This is a genomic window from Tsukamurella soli (assembly GCF_039541155.1).
Taxonomy (GTDB): domain Bacteria; phylum Actinomycetota; class Actinomycetes; order Mycobacteriales; family Mycobacteriaceae; genus Tsukamurella; species Tsukamurella soli.
This window is the reverse complement of sequence record NZ_BAABFR010000009.1, coordinates 68,428-86,048: the sequence shown is the minus strand read 5'-3', so window position 1 is coordinate 86,048 and position 17,621 is coordinate 68,428. Positions and strand designations below refer to the sequence as shown.

The window sequence follows — 17,621 nt, the reverse complement described above, 5'->3', positions numbered from 1 at the left end:
GTGCCGGTTGCGCGGGGGCCGCGGCGCGGGCCAGCGGTCGCTGCGTCACGGTGATACGCGCGGCCTGGGCGCGAGGAACGCCCGCGCTGCGTCTCGGGCCGGCTGCGGTGCGAGCGGTCGGGGTACGGGTATCGAAATCGACGACTGTCATGATTCCTCGGGTTCGTGTGGCACGTCGCTGCGTCGGATCGAAGGGATCCGCGTGGCCCCGGGGGGCGCTGCGACGGTGGGTGTCGGATCGGATGTCAGAGACAGGGCAGCCGGAATGCGGCTCAGCGGCGACACATTCGACAGAACACACGAACCATGGGGAGACGGCAGCCCAGCGCGACGGTCTCATAGCCGACGCGCAGATGTGCCTGATGACTCCCAGTCATACCGGTAAAGATAACATCGCTCACGGTCCGACGACCATCTCGCCGCCTGTGAATGCGACGTCGATCACACCCGGACGTCGGTGGACGCCGCCGCTGAGCGCGGCGTACGGTCGGATACGTGCTGCTCTGACGCGCTTCGATCCCGTATCCGTCGAACCTGGGAATCGTCGCGCGCAGTCGCGTCCGCATGCCCGGGCATTCCTGATTCAGGAGGCCCCGATGGCCGAACCCGCACTGTTCCGTCTGGCACCCTCTCGTCCCATACCGTCCGGTCCGCCGTATCGGCCCTCACCTTCATATGGCCGGACGGCAGCGTCGTATTCGACGACGTCTCGTTCACCGTTCCGACCGGAAACACCGCTCTGGTCGGCGCCAACGGGGCCGGGAAGTCGACGCTGCTGCGCATCCTCGCCGGCGAGCTCACACCCGACCGCCCCCTCGCCCTGTCGGGCGGCGAGGCGACCAACAATCTCGACGTCCCGTCCGTCGAGCTGCTGATGGAGGCCCTGTCCGAGTGGTCCGGGGCGCTACTCGTCGTGTCGCACGACGCGGGCTTCCGGGCCCGGTTGGCCCTCACCCGAGAGGTGGACGTGTCCTGCGCCGCACCGGGTACCGAGTTACGGTGACGCGATGCCCCCGTCCCCCGACACCGACCGTCCCCACGACGTCGGTCGCCCCGACCTCGCACGGCTCGATCCGGCGCGTGCGACGTGCCTGCGCGGCGCGATCGCGAACGCCGTGCTCGAGGGTTGGCGGCCGGGAGCCGACGCGGTCGGGCGCCTGTCCGAGCTCGCGGAGGGCATCGTGGGCATCGACCGGTTCGTCGAGGACGCCGTCGGGCGCGCCCTGGCCGCCGACGGTGCCGGGCCCGCGGGTGACGGGGGTGACGGTGCCGAGGCCGCCGCCCCCGTCTCCGTGCCCGAGTCGTTCACCGATACCGTGTATCCGGGCACATCCGTGCTGCGCAACAACTTCGGGATCCAGAACCGGGCGGCACTCGCCGAGCTCGAGTTCGAGACGGGAACGGCGCAGGCGTTCCGGATCGAGGCCGGACTCGTCGAGCTGCCCGACACGTTCGACGCCAGGCACCTCGACGCGATCCACGCACACCTCTTCGGCGCCCTCTATCCGTGGGCGGGGGTGCACCGCCGGTACGATATGGCCCTGGGGCACAACGCGTTCTACGCCGACCAGATCGACCGCTATCTCGCAGACGCCGCTCGGCTACTGCACCGCCGGCTGCCCCACGGCCATCGCCGGCGCCGCGGCCGGCAGCTCGACCGACTGCATTTCGCGCGGCTCGCGGCCGAGACCTACGCGTATCTCAACTGCGCCCACCCGTTCCGCGAGGGCAACGGCCGCACGGCGAAGACACTGCTACAGCTGGCGGCCGCCGAAGTCGGCTATCGCCTCAACTTCGAGATCGTATCGAAGGCACAGTGGGACACGGCATCCCGACTCTCTGCGCCCGAACACGGCCGGTACCGCCCCGCCGCCGAGCGCCTATACCCGGTCTTCATGTCGATCACCGCTCCCCGAGGCTGACGGGTCTCCTCGGGGAGGCCGGGTCGGGGGCCGGTCAGGCGAACCGGTAGGACTCCAGGTCGAGCCAGCCGGCCATCTCCGCCACCGTCTGCTCCAGCGCCGCCTCGGACTCCGGCGAACGGCACTCCGGCTCCCATGTGGTGGAGTGCACGAGCAGTGTCGCCGCCGCGCGGTCCGCCTTCACATCGCAGCGGGCCACGATGCGGTCGCCGAACAGGAACGGCAGCACGTAATAGCCGTGCACGCGTTTGTGTCTCGGCGTGTAGATCTCGATGCGGTAGCGGAAGTCGAACAGCGCCTCGGCACGCTCGCGCTGCCAGACGACGGGGTCGAACGGCGACAGCAGCACTCGCGCGTCGATCCGCCTGGGCCGCAGTGCATCCGCGTGCAGGTACACCGGCCCCGGCCAATCCGGCACCTCGACGTCCAGCAACTCGCCCGATGCCCGCATCGCGGCGATCGCGGGCGCGGCCTCAGCGGTCGACAGCCGGAAGTAGTCGCGGATGCAGCGCGGGCTGCCGATCCCGACCGCTCGCGCGGACTGCCTGGTCAGCTCTGCGAGCGCCTCCGTGGGCGGCACGGCGGGCACGTCGCCGAGCACCGCCACCGTCGGCGCGTACAGCCGCTCGAACTGCTGGGTGCGCCCAGCGCTGGTGACCTCGCCGAGGCGGAACAGCACCTCGAGGCCCTCCTTGACGGCCGACCAGTTCCAGCCCCAGTGCGTCTTCTCCACCACCTGGTCGTGTTCGAGCGCCGCCTCGAGCTCGCGGGCCGTGACGGGCGGCAGGCCCGCCAGCTCGGTGCGGATCCGGTCGAGCGTGCCCGGGTGCCGGGACTCGAACGACGCGACCCGGCCGACGGTGCGCTCCGAGGCGTGGCGGTAGCGCAGCAGCGGCCACACATCGGGCGGCACCAGCGACGCCTCGTGCGCCCACGTCTCCACGAGGCGACGCGGCGTGGCGTCCCGAGCACGGTCGAGCAGCGCCCGGTCGTACGGCCCGATCCGCGCGAACACGGGCAGGTACTGGCTCCGTGTGACGACGTTCACGCTGTCGATCTGCAGCAGGCGCACCCGGTCGATCACCTTCTGCACCGACCGCATCGTCGGCACGGAACGCGGCGCGAACCCCGGCTCGAAACCCTGCGCGGCCAGCGCGATGCGGCGGGCGGTGTGCTTGGCGATCCTCACGGCCGCCACGCTAGACCAGGGGTGCGACAGGTTCGGCCCGACGACTGCGCGTCCACCGACAAGCCGCCGAAGCCTCAGCACGCATCACCGTCCTCGGGCACAATGACGCCATGGGAGCCGGACGCGCGGTGGTGCTGGGCGGCGGCGGTCTCGCCGGGATCGCCTGGATGACAGGCATGCTCGCGGCCTGGGAGGCCGCGGGCCTGACCCCGGCACGGGACGCGGACACGGTGGTCGGCACGTCCGCGGGGTCGACGGTGGCCGCGCAGGCGACCAACCGCTCACCGTCGGACATATACGCGGGCCTGACCGGGGACGCGCCCACCGCCGAGGAGATCAGCCCGGGGCGGCACAGCGAGGAGCAGATCGGCGCGCTGCTCGAGATCATGTCGCAGGTCCCGCCGCCGCCCGAGTCGGAGCTGGTGGACTACTACTTCGCGGTGCCCGTCGACGACTCGCTCGCCGCGGCACGCCGGGAGGTGATCCGGCAGCGCTGCGCCGGTTGCGCGTGGCGGCCGGGCCTGGTGATCACCGCGCTGTCCCGGCGACGACGCGCACGGGTGACGTTCGACCAGACCACGGGGGTGCCGCTCGCCGACGCCGTCGCGGCGAGCTGTGCGGTACCCGGCCTGTGGCCGCACGTCACCGTCGGGGGCGACGACTACATCGACGGCGGGATGCTCAGCTCCACCAACGCAGATCTGGCCGCCGGGGCGGACCCGATCCTGGTGCTGCAGCCCGACCCGCGCCCCGACGATCTGTTCCCCGAGGCCGAGAAGGCCGCGCGCGCAGGGGCTCTCATCGTCCGGCCGGACGAGCGGTCGTGGCAGGCGGCCGGTTCGAACCCGCTCGACCCGGCCGTGCGGCCCGCGTGCGCCCGTGCCGGGTACGCGCAGGGCGAGCTGTCGGTCGACCGGGTCCGCGCCTACTGGGGCTGAGCCGAGGACTACTGGGGCCGAGCCGAGCAGGGCGCCAGTTCACCGGCCCCCGCCGTCGCGTCGGGGCGGCTGGCGGGCGCGGGTGTGCGGGCGAACCACGCCCAGCAGCCGAGCCCGGCGAGCGCGAGCACACCGCCCACCCCGCACACCGCCGCCCAGCCGCCGACCTGGTACGCCGCACCACCGAGGGACGAGCCGACCACGCCACCGACGAAATAGGCCACCATGTAGGCGGTGGTGATCCGCGACCGTGCGTCGGGCGCGAGGGCGTAGACGGCCGTCTGGTTGCACAGCTGCACTCCCTGCACGCCGAGGTCGAAGACCAGCAGCGCCAGGATCAGGACCAGCACCGAGTGCCCGCCCACCAGCAACAGCGCCCAGCCGACCAGCTGGATGCACCACCCGACCGTGGTCGCGATGCCGACGTGCCCGCGGTCGGCGAGGCGGCCGACCACGGGCGCGCCCAGGGCGCCCGCGATCCCGGCCAACCCGAACAGCCCGATGGCGGCATCGCCGTAGTGGTAGTGCGCGCCGTGGGACCCGGACAGCAGGAACGCCAGCGCGGTCCAGCACACGCTGAATCCCGCCATCGACAGAGCGCCGAGCACCATGCGGTGGCGCAGTACCGGCTCGCGGCGGATCAACGTGAGGATCGACAGCAGCGCGCGAGGGTACGACGGTGTCGCCGCGGGAGCGCCCGGATTCGTGGAATCGGTGCCGCCGGGAACCGCGTCGTGACGCGGCGACAGCGCCCACACCGCGCCGGCCATCAGCACCTGTACGGCCGCAGCGACGACGAGCACCGTGCGCCAGCCGCCGACCTGAGCGATCAGGCCGGACAGGATCCGGGAGCCGAGGATGCCGATCAGCAGGCCGCTCATCACGCGGCCGACCACCGCGCCGCGCTCGTGCGGCGCGGCCAGAGCGGACGCCCACGGGACCACGACCTGCGCCGCCGCCGCGGTGATCCCACCGCACGCCGTGAGGGCCAGCAGCACCGCGAACTGCGGTGCGGCCGCCGCCCCGAGCAGCGCCACGCACGAACCGAGCAGCAGCCCACACACGAGCCGCCGCCGGTCCACGAAGTCACCGAGCGGTACGACCAGGGCCAATCCGATCAGGTAGCCGACCTGTGCGGCGCTCACGACGGTGCCGGCCGCCGCGACCTGGACGTGCAGGTCCCGGCCCACCTCGTGCAGCAGCGGCTGCAGGTAGTACAGGCAGCCGGCCGACGAGCCGGCGGTGACCGCGAAGAGCGTCACCAGGGCGGAGCTGAGCCTGCGTTCGACGGTGCTGGTCATGATCCCATGATCGCCCGCCACGATGATGAAGAAAAGCGATATCTTTGGATATAGGCATCTACATAATCGATGGAGAGTGTTTCCCGTGGAACCGCGCCAGCCCCAGGTCACAGGCGGTAGCAGGGCCCACAGTCCGCAGTCAGTCCGCAGCAGCAGCCGCGCGCACATCAAGGACTTGCGCCGCCAGCGCGTCACCGGCCCGCCGCGCGCGGTCGTCACCGTCCGGCCACAAGTGCCCGTACGTGTCGAGCGTCATCGTCGCGGACTTGTGCCCCAACGCGTGCTGCACCGTCTTCACGTCGCACCCCGCGGCGATCAACCCCGACGCGTAGAAGTGCCGCAGGTCATGGAACCGGACCCGCCGATCGAGGCCCTGCCGTGTCTCGCTCCACCTCCGGGTGAGGTACGTCGCCGACGCGGGCATCCCCTTCCGGCCGGGGAACAGCCAGCGGCCCGGGTCATCGCCCGGCTGCTCCGCGAGATGCTGCGCCACGATGTCCGTCAGGCGCTTCGTCACCGGCACGACGCGGATGCTCCCGTACTTCGGCGGGGCGAGTTCGTGGCCGTGTTCGCCTCGGCGGTATTGCCACTCGATGTTCACCTCCCGCTGCAGGAACCTCACGTCGGTGCCCTTGAGGGCCCGCACTTCCCCGTCGCGGGTGCCGGCGAATGCGGCCAGCGCGACCGCGGCCCGGAAGTCCTCGGGTGCCTCATCGAGTAGGTACTTCACCTCGGCCGGGGCGGGGATCTGCATGTGGTTCACGACGATGGGCAGTTTCAGCGACTCGCACGGGTCGTAGGCGAGGACACGGCGCCTGCCGCGCATCGCAGCTCGGATAACGGTCCTCACCTGGCGGACCCGCTGGCGGATGGTGCTCGGCTGCATTCCGTTGTCCGCCATGGCCTTCACCCACGCCTGGATCTGCCGTTCCTCAAGCCGCGACATGGGTACCGCGGTGAACGGGACCTTGGCCATGGCCTGTTCCATCCCGATGCGCGTGCTCGCGGTCCACACCTGCGTGGCGGACCACTCGCGGAAGAACTCCGCGAAGGTGATGCCTGCGCGGGCGGGGTCGACATGGGTGCCGGTCACGAGGGCCGCGGTCTGTCCGTCGATCCACACCTGGGCATCGGTCTTCCGCGCGAACGACTTGGTGCGCTCCGCGCCATCGTCGTCGACGTACCGTGCGAGCCAGCGCATGCCCGTCCCGTGACGTGCGGACGGCACCCGCGTCTCGTTGCCCTGCGCGTCTCGGACGGTCTTCGTCCACCGGTCCTCGACACCGGCCCGACGATTACGGCGCTGTTGGTGAGCCATCCCCGGCCCCCTCGGTCACAATCGTCAGGACCCCCAGTCCACGGCGGTAGTCTTCCCACTCGTCCGTCGTCATCTCGACTCTGCCGGTCTCGACGGCTCCCTGTACGCCGGCGGCCGTGACCTCGACCGCCTTTCGCTTGCGCTCGTCGTCATCGGGCAGACTGGGGTACGTCGCATCCCACAGAACACGCGTAGCGACTCCGACATCTACAAGCGCCGCAATCGCGCGGATCGCATCGCTGGTCAGCAGTTCGGTCAACGCCTCCGTTGCGTCGAGTCCTGTCGCCAGCTCGGAGAGGTCGAAGTGCAGGAGACGCGAGAGCGCCAGCGCCTCAGAGAGTTTCGGCTCTCGTTGCCCGTGCTCCATCCGGTGCAGCGTTGAGGAGTCCATCTTCACCCCGAGCGCAGTCACCCGCTCCGCCAGCTCGCGCTGAGACAGCTTGGCTGCCTGCCTCCCGGTCAGGAGTGCATCCGCGAAGGTCTGATTCATTCTCGAAACGTTAGCGCTTGACAGCAGCACCGGCAATCGCCAAGACTGTAGGCGATTCAATATTGAATCAATCGTTCTCAACAGAATCGGAGCTGTCATGTCCGTCACCCCTGTTCCCACCTCGCCTGCGCCGGACCCCGCGCACGATCCGCTGCTGCGTATCGAGCAGACCTCGGCGCTGACCGGCGTCGCGCCCGGCACCCTCCGGTACTGGGCATCCCGCGGCGAGGGCCCAAAGAGCTTCACCCTTGGCCGGCGCCGCGTGTGGCGGAAGTCCGACGTGCTCGCCTGGATTCAGGCGAATGAGTCCGCCACCAGCACCGGCGGCATCGCGTGACCCGCCCGCGGCCGGGCGAGTCCGGCTACATGCAACGCCCAGGCCCGGAGGGATCACCGATGAGCAACGCGATCGACAAGCACGCCGAGCAGTCGAACGTCCTCGACGGCACTCTTCTCACCTATGAGCCTGTGCCGCAGGCGGGCGTGTACGCGACCATCGCCGGCCGCGACGGGCAGGTGTACATCCTCGCGTTCGACATGCGCGACCTGGCGCTGCTGCACAAGGCCGCCGAGGCCGCGCACACCGCACCGCACGATGCCACCACCGAGCAGCTCGCCCGCGTCACCGAGGCGGGTATGCAGCTTCTCCCGGCGGTCCTCGGCCTACCGGACGGTGCGCCGTGACCGGCGCGGTCGCGTTCGGCGCGCTGTTCGCGCTCGGCTGCCTCACCGTCGCCGCGATGCTCGGCGACGCCGGACAGACCCGCACCGCCCGCGGATTCGGCCGCTACGACGTCTTCGACCGGTTCGCGGACCTCGGTTGCGGCGCCGAGGAATACGGCCGCACACGCCGCTTCAGCCGTCCCACCGACACGAGGAAGGCCCCGGACTCTCCCGCCAAGAAGCCGTCCGAGGCCACCGACCCGACCAACCCTCAACAGGAGACCAAGCCATGACCCACCATACGACCCGCCGCGCCGCGCAGCGGACGATCCTCGGCACCACCTGCATCCGCGACGACCTCGGGCAGCAGACGCAGCTCGTCGCCGTCGACACCGGCAACGGTGTCCGCGCCCTCTGGGCCCTCGACAGCACCGGGCAGCCCGATATGCAGTTCACCGGAAGCGCCGCGCTCGCTGCGGCTCAGAGTGTCTGCGCGGCAGCCGATCACGTCGCCGGGCCGCAGGACCGCCACCGTGTCCACGCGACCGTCCCGGCCGCCGACGCCGATTACGTCCTGGTCGTCAGCAGCCACGCCGACAACACCGTGGTCACGTCCATGAGCATCACGTCCGGGCACCGTCGGCAGGTCGCGCTCGGCGCGGGCGACGCCGCAGTCCTCGCCGAGCGGCTCGACCAGCTCGCCAGCAGTAGTGACCGGCTCACCGCGCTCTGCTGGGAGGAGGATCTGCACATCGGCGCCACGGCGGTCGGATGGTGCACCCGCATCAGCGACGCTCTCGTGCTGGGCTTCGACAGCACCAGCGACGTGTGGACGCTCACCCCCGACGCGCAGGACGACGATGGCATAATCACCGGAACCGACTGGTGGGCAACCGATATCGCACACGCGCTGCGCCTCGCCGCCGAGCGGGTGACCGCATGATCGCCGTGCGCCTGCCCGCGCCCGTCGACCTCGACGAGCTCGCGCCGGTGGACACATCCCGCCGGTACCGGTCCCTCGACGACCTCCGGGACGACCTCGCCGCGCTGTACCCCGACGGCGGCGCATCGACGCTGACACCGCTCGAACTGGACCGTATCCGGCTGGTGGGCAACGAGTCCCACGCGGACCGCACCGCCCAGGTGGCCGCCCTGGTGGACGCGGTGACCGACGCGATCAGCGGGCGCCCGGAGGTGCCCGCCGAGGTGGTCACGCTCCGCCGGCTCGAGGCCGACCTCTACCGCCGCACCGAGGTACGGGACGGTGAGCCGGACCCGTGGCTCGACACCCCGGAGCGGCCCGCATGGTCGGATCCCGACCGCGACCGCCGCAGCAGCAGCGTCAACAGTTCCGCGTGGCAGTCCGACCCCGTGTCGGTGACCATGGCCGCGATGCACGGGAAGTGCTGGGACAACGGACGACTCAGCATCGCGACCGCCGACGTGAATCTGCATCAGGCGCCCGTCGACCGCGAGCCCATCGTCGTGATCCGCAGCCATTCATGGAAGCCTGACGGCACCCCTGCGGCCCCGGCGCAGATGTGGTTCCGTCTCGACGAAGCCCAGACGCTGATCGACGTGCTCAGCGCGCACATCGCCGCCGCACGCGCCGCCGAGGCGGTGACCGAATGACCGGCGACGGCATCCCCGACGGAGTGCTCGACTACGCCACCCACACGCGCAGCGACCTCGCCGCCGACACGGGCCGCATGTACGACCTCGGGTGGCGGGTGGTCGCCAACCCGGCCCGGTCGTACCGCACATGGACCCGCGACGGATGGACGTTGGTCCACGGCCAGCGGTCGACGACACTGACGAGTCCCGCAGGTGAGATCGTCGGGCTCACCGGCACCGGAGTCGATCGCGACGGCGAATGGGGCCCGATGTGGGCCGAGCTGGCAGGAGTGCGCGTAGACGAGGTGACTCATCGGGCCGCGCTCGGCGCGTGGGCGCACCTCACCACCGCGCAGCTGGTCGCACTCGCCGAGGCGCCCACGTCCTGACGCGCTGGACACGGGACCGCGGTGCGCCCGACATCATCTGAGCCGGGCGCGCCGCGCGTCGCACTCTGCCGCTCCGCACCGCCCGGTAGCATCGTGTCCACGCTGACCGGCTCCGGGCCGGAGCAATCCGCAATCGAGGACTGCCCCGCCCCACGTCGATCAGCCTGCACCGCCGAACGGCTAGGGGCCGTGGCGACCCATCGAGGTCCGCCACGCCCACCGTTCGACGCTCAGCCGACCGGCTCCGGGCCGGGGCGCACACCTCAACGCACCGAGGAGCCCCCCGGCATGCCCGAACCAATCACCGCCGCGCAGGCGATCGCGCAGCTCTACGCGCAGCCCACCAACGATGTCGCCGAGGTCATTCCGGCGATCTTCGACTGCAGTCGGTCGCAGGCATACCGGCTCGCCACGTCGGGACAGGTGCCCGTTGTGCGATCCGGCCGACGTATGCGTGTCATCTCCGCGCTGCTGCTGCAGCAGCTCGGCTACCCCGCACCGGCTGTCGGGGCCACCACCACGGGTGGGGTCGCCTGATGGGCCGCCGACCGGACTGGGATGCGCTGCTCGGCGCGCCCGGCGAGCCGCCGAGGATCGACCGCGGCACGCAGATCGCCGACCCCGAATCGAAGGGCCAGCAGATCACCGCAAAGCGCGCGCACGGCAAGCAGGCCGTGCACCCGGCGTCCGTCGAGCACCGCGACAGGCACGGCAATCTACGGCCCCTCAACCGAGGTGACGCCCAGTGAGCAGCCGCACCGTCGATCGGGCCCGCATCGTCCGCGCGCGGGCAGTCCCCGACCGCGCGCGCGCCGCCCGCCAAGCGCGGGCCGCCTCGCGGCCCCAGCGACGGAGGGCAGCATGAGCGACGACGCACCTACCGCCACGGGCCGCGCAGGCAAGCCTGCCAAGTTCAACAAGTACGCGTGGCTGAAGAACACCACCCACGCACCGGGCATCACCGGAGCCCAGTGGTACGCGCTCATTGAGGTCTTCAACCGGTCGGACGCCGCTGGTGGAAACGCGTACCTCAGCGCCGAGGCGCTCGCCCGGGTCAGTGGACTAAGCGAGCGCGCCGCGCGTAAGGCGCTCGTCACCCTGGTCGATCGAGGGGTCATCGTCCGTGTCGCCAAGGGCGGTCGGGCCGGCGACGGAAGGCAATGGGCGTCGACGTATGCGCTCGGCGATCTGCTCAGCCCGAACGAATCCGGTCGCCGTCCCGTCGACCCCGCGAACGGTCCCACCAATCTGTCGGGTCAACCGGAACAGGAGTGCCGGTCGACACCAGAGGTCAACCGGAACGAGAGTGCCGGTCGACATGCAGGTCGACCGGAACAGGAGTGCCGGTCGAGCGGCGGGTCAACCGGCACTTTCGGGTATGTCAACCGGCACTTTGAGGTGCCTCAACCGGAACCACAGTTCCTACCATCAGATCAGCTACCAACAGATCAGCTTTCAACAGATCAGCTCGCGCGGGGGTCGACGCCCGGCAACGCGCACGCGCGTGCGCGCGAAAGCCAGGACGACGTTTCCGCTCTCGCAGACCTGGAGCATCTTTTCGGCGGGTCGACCGGCGCCCCCGCCGACCCACCGGCGGCTCTCGTCGTCGATGCAGGGGTCGTCGACGCGCCGCCGGCTGAGGAGGGGACGCCCCACACGTTCGGGCGCCGGACGCCCCACGAGCCGCCCCGCCGCACCCTGTACGACGCCGGCAATGGCGTCGCACGGGTCCGCCTCCCCGGCGACTACCCGGATCTGCTCGACCCGAAGGGCACGGCGCTCAAGCTCATGCCCGGCATGCTCGAGGCCGAGGGGCGTGCGTTCCTCGACGCCTACCGGCTGTCCGGGCAACCGCAGGATCGCCGCGGCCTCCGCACGTACCTCGCGGCCGCGCCCAAGGACGATGACGGCCGTAAGATCGCCCCGGAACCGATCGGCGAGCCCGCACCCACCACGCCCGGCAACGAGGTCCCGACGGGAACCGTCTCCGCTGACGCTCCGCCGAACCCCGACGGCTCGAGGAACGAGCTACCGGATCCCGGTGCACTGCCGCACCCGGCGGCCAGCGGCCAGTGTGCCCCTGAGGACGCCACCGCCGAACAGCTCAGCCAGATCCGGGCCAAGATGCGCACCGCAATCCTCCGCGGCCTCAAGAACGGACCCCGCCGTCTATCCAAGGTCCAATCGGCGGCCACCGGCTCCTGCTACAGGCACCAAGACCTCGTCCCACAACCAGCGGACCTATTCCGCGACGTAGTCCACGACCTGGCACAGGAAGCGCTGATCGTCGTTACCTACGACGAGCCGGAACGGCCCCGTCCGAACGGGACCAAACCCGCGCGGGTTGCCGCGCTGACGTCCGCTGGCCGAGCCGTGCTGCAGGAGGTGGCCGCATGACCGATAGAAGCGGGAGAATCGGAACGGTCACCAGGCGCGGTGCGAGACCGAGCAACGGCTACCCGGCGCCGCCGCCACGTGCGGAGCCCTCGACCAGCGGGACGGCCGACGACGTGACCGATCAGCAGGCCGCCGCGTGGCTGGACGGGTACCGCGCCCGGTTCGAGGTCCACCGGTACGGGTCGCAGGCGTGGCGGGCCGCTCGCGACGCGGTGATGCTCGAGCTGTACGAGCGGTACGACTGGACGGCCACCGACCTCGCCGCGTGGCTGCACGTCCGCCCCGACACTGTCCGGGCCGGCATCTCCAGAGAGCGGGCCCGCCAGGCCGAGGACGATCGGACCGCGGTCTCCTGTGCGGCGACGGCGGACGAGGAACGGGTGGCGCAGGCCCGGGACCGCGACGACCGCGCGCACTTCATGTGCACCGATCCGGAGGTCGCCGCTGCGCTCGTCGGTAGCGGCGCGGACTCGGCGACGACCGGCGGCATGTCGACCGACGTGCCGCCACCCACTGATCGAACGGAGACGAACATGACCGACCCGACGTCCACTGGTGCGCTGACGGACACGGAGCGGGTCGCGGTCGCGCGGCAGACCCTCGCCTGCCTCGACGCGTTGATCGCCGCCGACGACGTGGCGGACACGGATGCGCTTGCGCCGGCGGTCGCGGTGCTGCGCGGTGTGGTCGGCCCTGGCGAGGATGTCTCAAAGCTTTAGTTCCGAGACGGCGGTCTGAGTCGTGCTCGGCGTCGCCGAACCCGCAGGTGGCCCTGTCTCAGAAGATGTATCAAAAGTGCCGTCTCGATATTGCGGTAGTGAGATAGTTATGAGACACTGGATGCATGAGCAACACCACCGCCCCCGCCGCCGCCGCCACCATCGGCTACGCCCGCGTCTCCACCGTCAGCCAGTCCCTCGACCAGCAGGCCGACGCGCTCACCGCGGCAGGCGTCCCGGCCGACAAGGTGTTCTCCGACAAGCTGTCCGGCTCCGCCGGCACCGAACGTCCCGGCCTCGCCCAGGCGCTCGCCTACGCCCGCGAAGGCGACACCCTGATCGTCACCGGCGTCGACCGCCTCGGCCGCAGCACCGCCGAGGTCATGGCGACCATCGCCGACCTCCTGGCCCGCGGAATCGTCGTCCGCGCGCTCCGCGAGGGTGTCGACAGCTCGACCGCCACCGGCCGCGCCGTGTTCGGGATCATGGCCTCGCTCGCCGAACTGGAACTCGAGCTCGGCAAGGAACGGCGCGCAGCGTCCCGGGACGCCCGTAAGGCCCGCGGCCAATCGGTCGGCCGCCCCGCCGCACTGACCGCGGCCAAGTCCGCGCAGCTCGTGCGGATGGCGCGAGCCGGCGAGCCCGTCGCCGCGCTCGCCGAGACCTTCGGCGTCTCCCGCGCGACCGCCTACCGGCTGGTCAAAGCGGCCGACGACGCCGAGGCCGGCGCCGCGTAGCGCGGTCCCTATTCGCGAGGTCTGCCGCGGTGATCCCCGGCGCGATCTCCGTCGCACCGTCGAGGTCGTCGACCTCGTCGGTGTCCAGCCAGTCGTTCTCCGGTGTGGTGCCATCGGTATCGGGTCCGTAGGGCGGCTCGTCCCAGTCCACGTCAGAAAGATCAGGCTCGGGGCGAGGCTTCGGGGTGTACGTCTTGCCGTCGGTGCCGGTGATCGGTTGCGGCTCAGGTGTTCCATTTGGAACACCTGCCGCATCGAGCTCGCGCTTCACGGTCGCTACGCCATGCCCTGTCGCCGCCGCGATGGCCCGGATGGACAGTCCTGACTCCCGCAGACTGGCAACCACCTCGGCGCGCTCCTCACGTGGGCCGACACCGAGACGGTGGTCGCGTCGTGACCGACGGGTGGCCGGGCGAAGGTCCAGGCCGCCAGTCCGCAGCCAGTCCGCAGTAGATCCAACCGCGCCCGATCGCCACCAACGCGCCTGACGCCCTGACCAGCACCGTCCCCGTGCGGCCAACACGCCCGGTCCCGGCAAACATGCAGGATGATGTTCCCGTGGAACTTCGCCAGCTCGAGTGCTTCGTCGCGTGCTGCGAACAGGGCACCTTCACCGCGGCCGCGCGGTCGCTCGACCTGGTGCAGTCGGCGGTGTCGACGTCGGTGGCGAAGCTCGAGCGCGAGCTCGGAACGCGCCTCTTCGACCGGACCCCGACGGCGCTCCACCTCACCCCCGCCGGGGAGGCCGCCGTGGGCCCGGCGCGGCTCGCGCTCGCCGCGCGCCAGCGGGTCCGAGACGCCGTGGCGAGCACGTCGGGCGAGCTGACCGGCACCGTCGTCGTCGGGGCACTCGTGAACGTTCACGGCTTCGACCTCGCGCGCGCGTTCGCCGAGGTACACCGCGCACACCCCGGGGTGTCGATCGCGATGCGGCAGCATCCGCGCGGGACGGCCGGCAATATCGCCGGGCTCCTGGACGGCAGCCTGGACCTCGCGCTGGGCGCATTCACGACGGTGCCGCCGTCCATCATGGTGGAGCCGTTGGCCGCCGAACCCCTGGTGCTGGTGACGTCTGCACAGCACCGCCTCGCCGGGGGCTGGTTCAGGTTGGCCGACCTCGCGGCCGAGCGGATCGTGGACTTCCCGCCCGGCTGGGGCACGCGGGCGATCGTGGACGAAGCGATTCCGATGCGGGACAGCGTGATCGAGGTGGCCGACCAGGGATTCGCGATCCAGCTCGCGGTGTCGGGGTTCGGGGTCACGCTGGTGCCGCGTTCGGTCGCCGAGTCGGTGCCCGGGACGCCGACGGCGCGGTGCCTCGACCACCCCCTGCCGTGGCGGATGGGGGTCGCGTGGCAGACGGCACTCACCCCCTCGCTCGCCGCACGGGCCGTCCTCGACGCGCTCATCGCGCTGCGCCGCATCGAGATCCGTGCATAGCTCCGACGGACTCCGCCGCCGCGCCGCCTCGGTTCAGCCCGCGGGAAGACCCACCCGATCCCGCTCGAGCGTGGCCCGCAGTGCGGCGAGGGCGGTGGCGAGGGCGGCCGCGCCCGGCCCGTCCACGGCGCCGCCGATCAACTCGTGCAGCCGCCGGGCGAACGTCTCCTCGGCACCGTCGACAAGCCGCTGCCCGGTCGGCGTCAGCGCCAGAATCGACGACCGCCTGTCGTCGGGATTGGACTGCCGCGCAACCCATCCCCGGCGCTCCAGGCGATCCACGCCCTTGCTCACCGCACCCACGCCGATCGCGAACACGCCCGCCAGGTCGGCCACCCGGGCGCCGGGGTGCCGACGCAGGTGGCGCAGGAACTCGAACTGCGCCGTCGTCAGCCCGTGTTCCTCCTGCAGGCGCTCGCCCACGGCGTTGTAGAGCCGCGTCTCGCACCGGACGAGGTCGGAGAAGACCTCCGCGACATCTGGTAGTTTACTTGCCATGGCATATACTGTAGCGGAATACATCGTGCAGACACATCGTGGACAGGAGCCCATCCGATGAGCAGAGAACAGCGCGCCGCCATCGACGCCCTGCTGCGGCGTTCCGACGACTTCCGTTCGGACACACCGCCGTCGGTCCACGACCTGCGTGACGGGTTCGCCGCCCTGATGGCGCAGATGCGGGTCGCCCCCGGGATCCGGACCACCGACACCACGGCGGGCGGACGTCCCGCGCTGCTGGTCGAGCCCGACGCCGGCCCGCGGCCGGGCACGATCCTGTACTTCCACGGCGGGGCGTTCGCCCTCGGTTCCCCGCAGACCGCACTGTCGCTGACCGCCGCGCTGGTGGCACGGACGGGGATCCGATCGGTGTCGGTGGACTACCGGCTCGCACCCGAGCATCCGTTCCCCGCGGGCATCGACGACACCGTCGCCGCCTACCGGTCGCTGCTGGACGCCGGGCACGCGCCGGAATCGATAGTGTTCGCAGGGGATTCGGCCGGCGGCGGCCTCACCGTGACGACCTGCCTCCGCGCGCGGGAGGCGGGCCTCCCGCTCCCGGCCGCGATCGTCGCCTTCTCCCCCGGCCTCGACGCGACCCGCAGCGGCGCCAGCATGACCACGAAGGACGGCATCGACCCGATCTTCACCCGGCAGGCCCTCGTCCGGACGGGACAGCTGTACACCGCAGGCGCGGATCCGCACCAGCCGCTCCTGAGCCCCGCCCTGTACGCCGACCTCACCGGGTTCCCGCCGATGCTCGTGCAGGTGGGGACCAACGAACTACTGCTGGACGACTCGACCCGCGTCGCGGCTCGGGCTCGGGACGCGGGCGTCGACGTGATCCTGGACGTGACCGCCGACGTGCCGCACGTGTTCCAGTCCTTCACCGGCGTCCTCGACGAGGCCGACCGGGCACTGGACCGGGCGGCCCTGTTCGTCACTCAACATGTGGACGCGGCCGGCTGACAACCGGCGGAGGTAGCCACCGGTCAGCGCAGGGCGTCCGCGCGGCGCAGCTCGGGGAACAGGTACAGCTCCAGCATCGGCGCGATCGGCTCGCCGTCGTGGTCGGCGGGATCGATCCACCGGACCTCGACGATCTCGGCGTTCGCCGTGGCCTCGACACGTCGGTCGGTGGCGAACACGGTCGAATCGATATCCGTATCAGGCTCGTTCGCTGCGGGCCCGCGCCAGTCGACCACCAGGCGCAGCTCGTCACCGTCGAGCTGCACGCCGAGCTCCTCGCCGACCTCGCGCACCGCGCACTCGAGCGCGCTCTCGCCCGGCTCCGGCTTCCCGCCCGGCAGCATGAAGGCCTGCGTGCCGCGCTTGCGCACAGTGAGCACGCGGCCGGCGTCGTCACGGAAGCACACGGCGGACACCGTCAGCACGTTCATGCGCCCAAAATACGCAGGTCGTCCGAACGGATCTACTCGGGCGTTCGACCCGCTACCCGCGGTGACGCGGCCCGGTGGGTCTGCTCGTGCTCGCCGCCCCGTTCCGGATCACCGACTGCGCGCCGTGCGCCGAGGCCCCACCGGCCTGGCCGGATCCGGCGAATACGGCGGATAGACTGCGCCGGAACATGTTCCGGCGCATCCAGCGGCGGCCGCAGGTTGGCGAGGAGCAGCAGAGCCCCGAGCAGGAACGCGGCGACGCCCAATCCCACGAACACGACCGCCCACGGTCCCCCGGAGGCTGCCGACTCGGCACCGCTGGGCGTCGACGGCGCGGTCAGGCCCCCGACGATCGACTCGTCGACCCCCTTGGCCACCGACCAGACCGCCACGCCCAGCAGAACCGCGCCGATCAGCGCGGTGATCGGCCGCTCGGTGAATCGCCCAGGAGGCCGGCCACGAGATATCGACATGAATCATCCTGCCAACGATCCGGACGCCCACACACCGCTCGGGGTCGACGTCCGACCTTATCGAGAAGGCTTCAGAAGGGCGGCGGGGCCAGGGCCGGTACTGAAGCCGCGTGCTGTCAGGATCAGGGACAAC

General features: G+C 71.1%; 24 protein-coding genes. 16 read left to right on the top strand and 8 right to left on the bottom strand.

Annotated elements, in window-relative coordinates; genetic code table 11:
* The first annotated feature begins 457 nt into the window (after positions 1-457).
* Complete coding sequence (locus ABD908_RS04875; RefSeq protein WP_344991692.1) at positions 458-1,003, top strand: ATP-binding cassette domain-containing protein; 546 nt, start codon at positions 458-460, stop codon at positions 1,001-1,003.
* Positions 1,004-1,007: 4 nt separating this feature from the next.
* Complete coding sequence (locus ABD908_RS04870) at positions 1,008-1,922, top strand: Fic/DOC family protein (protein WP_344991687.1); 915 nt, start codon at positions 1,008-1,010, stop codon at positions 1,920-1,922.
* Positions 1,923-1,956: 34 nt separating this feature from the next.
* Here ABD908_RS04870 and ABD908_RS04865 read toward each other — a convergent pair whose 3' ends face one another.
* A complete protein-coding gene (locus tag ABD908_RS04865; RefSeq protein WP_344991684.1) occupies positions 1,957-3,111 on the bottom strand; it encodes a winged helix-turn-helix domain-containing protein in 1,155 nt (384 codons plus the stop codon).
* 110 nt (positions 3,112-3,221) lie between these two features.
* On the opposite strand from ABD908_RS04865, the gene ABD908_RS04860 reads away from it, so the two are divergent.
* Positions 3,222-4,049: a patatin-like phospholipase family protein gene (locus ABD908_RS04860; RefSeq protein WP_344991682.1), complete on the top strand. Its 828-nt coding sequence runs from the start codon at positions 3,222-3,224 to the stop codon at positions 4,047-4,049.
* A gap of 8 nt (positions 4,050-4,057) precedes the next feature.
* Here the strand turns inward: ABD908_RS04860 and ABD908_RS04855 are convergent, their stop codons facing one another.
* The 3 genes from ABD908_RS04855 to ABD908_RS04845 all read right to left on the bottom strand — a co-directional run bounded on the left by ABD908_RS04855 (position 4,058) and on the right by ABD908_RS04845 (position 7,158).
* Complete coding sequence (locus ABD908_RS04855) at positions 4,058-5,350, bottom strand: MFS transporter (RefSeq protein ID WP_344991679.1); 1,293 nt, start codon at positions 5,348-5,350, stop codon at positions 4,058-4,060.
* A 139-nt stretch (positions 5,351-5,489) separates the two neighbouring features.
* The gene (locus ABD908_RS04850) at positions 5,490-6,668 is read right to left on the bottom strand and encodes a tyrosine-type recombinase/integrase (protein ID WP_344991676.1); all 1,179 of its coding nucleotides are present in this window, start codon (positions 6,666-6,668) and stop codon (positions 5,490-5,492) included.
* Complete coding sequence (locus ABD908_RS04845) at positions 6,646-7,158, bottom strand: helix-turn-helix domain-containing protein (RefSeq protein WP_344991673.1); 513 nt, start codon at positions 7,156-7,158, stop codon at positions 6,646-6,648. Before ABD908_RS04845 ends, ABD908_RS04850 begins: the two co-directional genes overlap by 23 nt.
* Positions 7,159-7,255: 97 nt before the next feature.
* Here ABD908_RS04845 and ABD908_RS04840 point away from each other — a divergent pair, with 97 nt between their 5' ends.
* The 11 genes from ABD908_RS04840 to ABD908_RS04790 all read left to right on the top strand — a co-directional run bounded on the left by ABD908_RS04840 (position 7,256) and on the right by ABD908_RS04790 (position 13,677).
* Positions 7,256-7,495: a helix-turn-helix transcriptional regulator gene (locus ABD908_RS04840; protein ID WP_344991670.1), complete on the top strand. Its 240-nt coding sequence runs from the start codon at positions 7,256-7,258 to the stop codon at positions 7,493-7,495.
* A gap of 59 nt (positions 7,496-7,554) precedes the next feature.
* On the top strand, positions 7,555-7,842 hold the full coding sequence (locus ABD908_RS04835; RefSeq protein ID WP_344991667.1) for a hypothetical protein: 288 nt from the start codon (positions 7,555-7,557) through the stop codon (positions 7,840-7,842).
* Positions 7,839-8,114, top strand: coding sequence for a hypothetical protein (locus ABD908_RS04830; protein ID WP_344991664.1), 276 nt, complete (start codon positions 7,839-7,841; stop codon positions 8,112-8,114). Before ABD908_RS04835 ends, ABD908_RS04830 begins: the two co-directional genes overlap by 4 nt.
* Entirely contained in the window at positions 8,111-8,764 is a 654-nt protein-coding gene (locus ABD908_RS04825; RefSeq protein ID WP_344991661.1) for a hypothetical protein, read from the top strand. Before ABD908_RS04830 ends, ABD908_RS04825 begins: the two co-directional genes overlap by 4 nt.
* Positions 8,761-9,453, top strand: a complete 693-nt coding sequence (locus tag ABD908_RS04820; protein ID WP_344991658.1) for a hypothetical protein — start codon at positions 8,761-8,763, stop codon at positions 9,451-9,453. Before ABD908_RS04825 ends, ABD908_RS04820 begins: the two co-directional genes overlap by 4 nt.
* Positions 9,450-9,824, top strand: a complete 375-nt coding sequence (locus tag ABD908_RS04815) for a hypothetical protein (protein WP_344991655.1) — start codon at positions 9,450-9,452, stop codon at positions 9,822-9,824. The genes ABD908_RS04820 and ABD908_RS04815 overlap by 4 nt, the downstream gene beginning before the upstream one ends.
* Before the next feature lie 288 nt (positions 9,825-10,112).
* Complete coding sequence (locus tag ABD908_RS04810; protein WP_344991652.1) at positions 10,113-10,361, top strand: hypothetical protein; 249 nt, start codon at positions 10,113-10,115, stop codon at positions 10,359-10,361.
* Positions 10,361-10,573: a hypothetical protein gene (locus ABD908_RS04805; RefSeq protein ID WP_344991649.1), complete on the top strand. Its 213-nt coding sequence runs from the start codon at positions 10,361-10,363 to the stop codon at positions 10,571-10,573. Before ABD908_RS04810 ends, ABD908_RS04805 begins: the two co-directional genes overlap by 1 nt.
* A gap of 112 nt (positions 10,574-10,685) precedes the next feature.
* Entirely contained in the window at positions 10,686-12,221 is a 1,536-nt protein-coding gene (locus tag ABD908_RS04800) for a MarR family transcriptional regulator (protein ID WP_344991646.1), read from the top strand.
* Positions 12,218-12,940, top strand: a complete 723-nt coding sequence (locus ABD908_RS04795; RefSeq protein WP_344991643.1) for a hypothetical protein — start codon at positions 12,218-12,220, stop codon at positions 12,938-12,940. The genes ABD908_RS04800 and ABD908_RS04795 overlap by 4 nt, the downstream gene beginning before the upstream one ends.
* Before the next feature lie 125 nt (positions 12,941-13,065).
* Positions 13,066-13,677: a recombinase family protein gene (locus tag ABD908_RS04790; protein WP_344991640.1), complete on the top strand. Its 612-nt coding sequence runs from the start codon at positions 13,066-13,068 to the stop codon at positions 13,675-13,677.
* Here ABD908_RS04790 and ABD908_RS04785 read toward each other — a convergent pair.
* Positions 13,640-13,948 carry a hypothetical protein gene (locus ABD908_RS04785; RefSeq protein WP_344991638.1) on the bottom strand — a complete coding sequence of 103 codons (309 nt, stop codon included), beginning with the start codon at positions 13,946-13,948 and terminating at the stop codon, positions 13,640-13,642. The two genes, ABD908_RS04790 and ABD908_RS04785, sit on opposite strands and share 38 nt — an antisense overlap.
* A gap of 287 nt (positions 13,949-14,235) precedes the next feature.
* Between ABD908_RS04785 and ABD908_RS04780 the strand changes: the two genes are divergently transcribed.
* A complete protein-coding gene (locus ABD908_RS04780; RefSeq protein ID WP_344991635.1) occupies positions 14,236-15,117 on the top strand; it encodes a LysR family transcriptional regulator in 882 nt (293 codons plus the stop codon).
* 33 nt (positions 15,118-15,150) lie between these two features.
* Here ABD908_RS04780 and ABD908_RS04775 read toward each other — a convergent pair whose 3' ends face one another.
* On the bottom strand, positions 15,151-15,615 hold the full coding sequence (locus ABD908_RS04775; RefSeq protein ID WP_344991632.1) for a MarR family winged helix-turn-helix transcriptional regulator: 465 nt from the start codon (positions 15,613-15,615) through the stop codon (positions 15,151-15,153).
* A gap of 57 nt (positions 15,616-15,672) precedes the next feature.
* On the opposite strand from ABD908_RS04775, the gene ABD908_RS04770 reads away from it, so the two are divergent.
* Positions 15,673-16,584, top strand: a complete 912-nt coding sequence (locus tag ABD908_RS04770) for an alpha/beta hydrolase (protein ID WP_344991629.1) — start codon at positions 15,673-15,675, stop codon at positions 16,582-16,584.
* A 23-nt stretch (positions 16,585-16,607) separates the two neighbouring features.
* Here ABD908_RS04770 and ABD908_RS04765 read toward each other — a convergent pair whose 3' ends face one another.
* Together ABD908_RS04765 and ABD908_RS04760 are read right to left on the bottom strand one after the other, a co-directional pair.
* Positions 16,608-17,015, bottom strand: coding sequence for an NUDIX hydrolase (locus ABD908_RS04765; protein WP_344991626.1), 408 nt, complete (start codon positions 17,013-17,015; stop codon positions 16,608-16,610).
* A 32-nt stretch (positions 17,016-17,047) separates the two neighbouring features.
* A complete protein-coding gene (locus ABD908_RS04760) occupies positions 17,048-17,488 on the bottom strand; it encodes a hypothetical protein (RefSeq protein ID WP_344991623.1) in 441 nt (146 codons plus the stop codon).
* Positions 17,489-17,621: the final 133 nt, after the last annotated feature.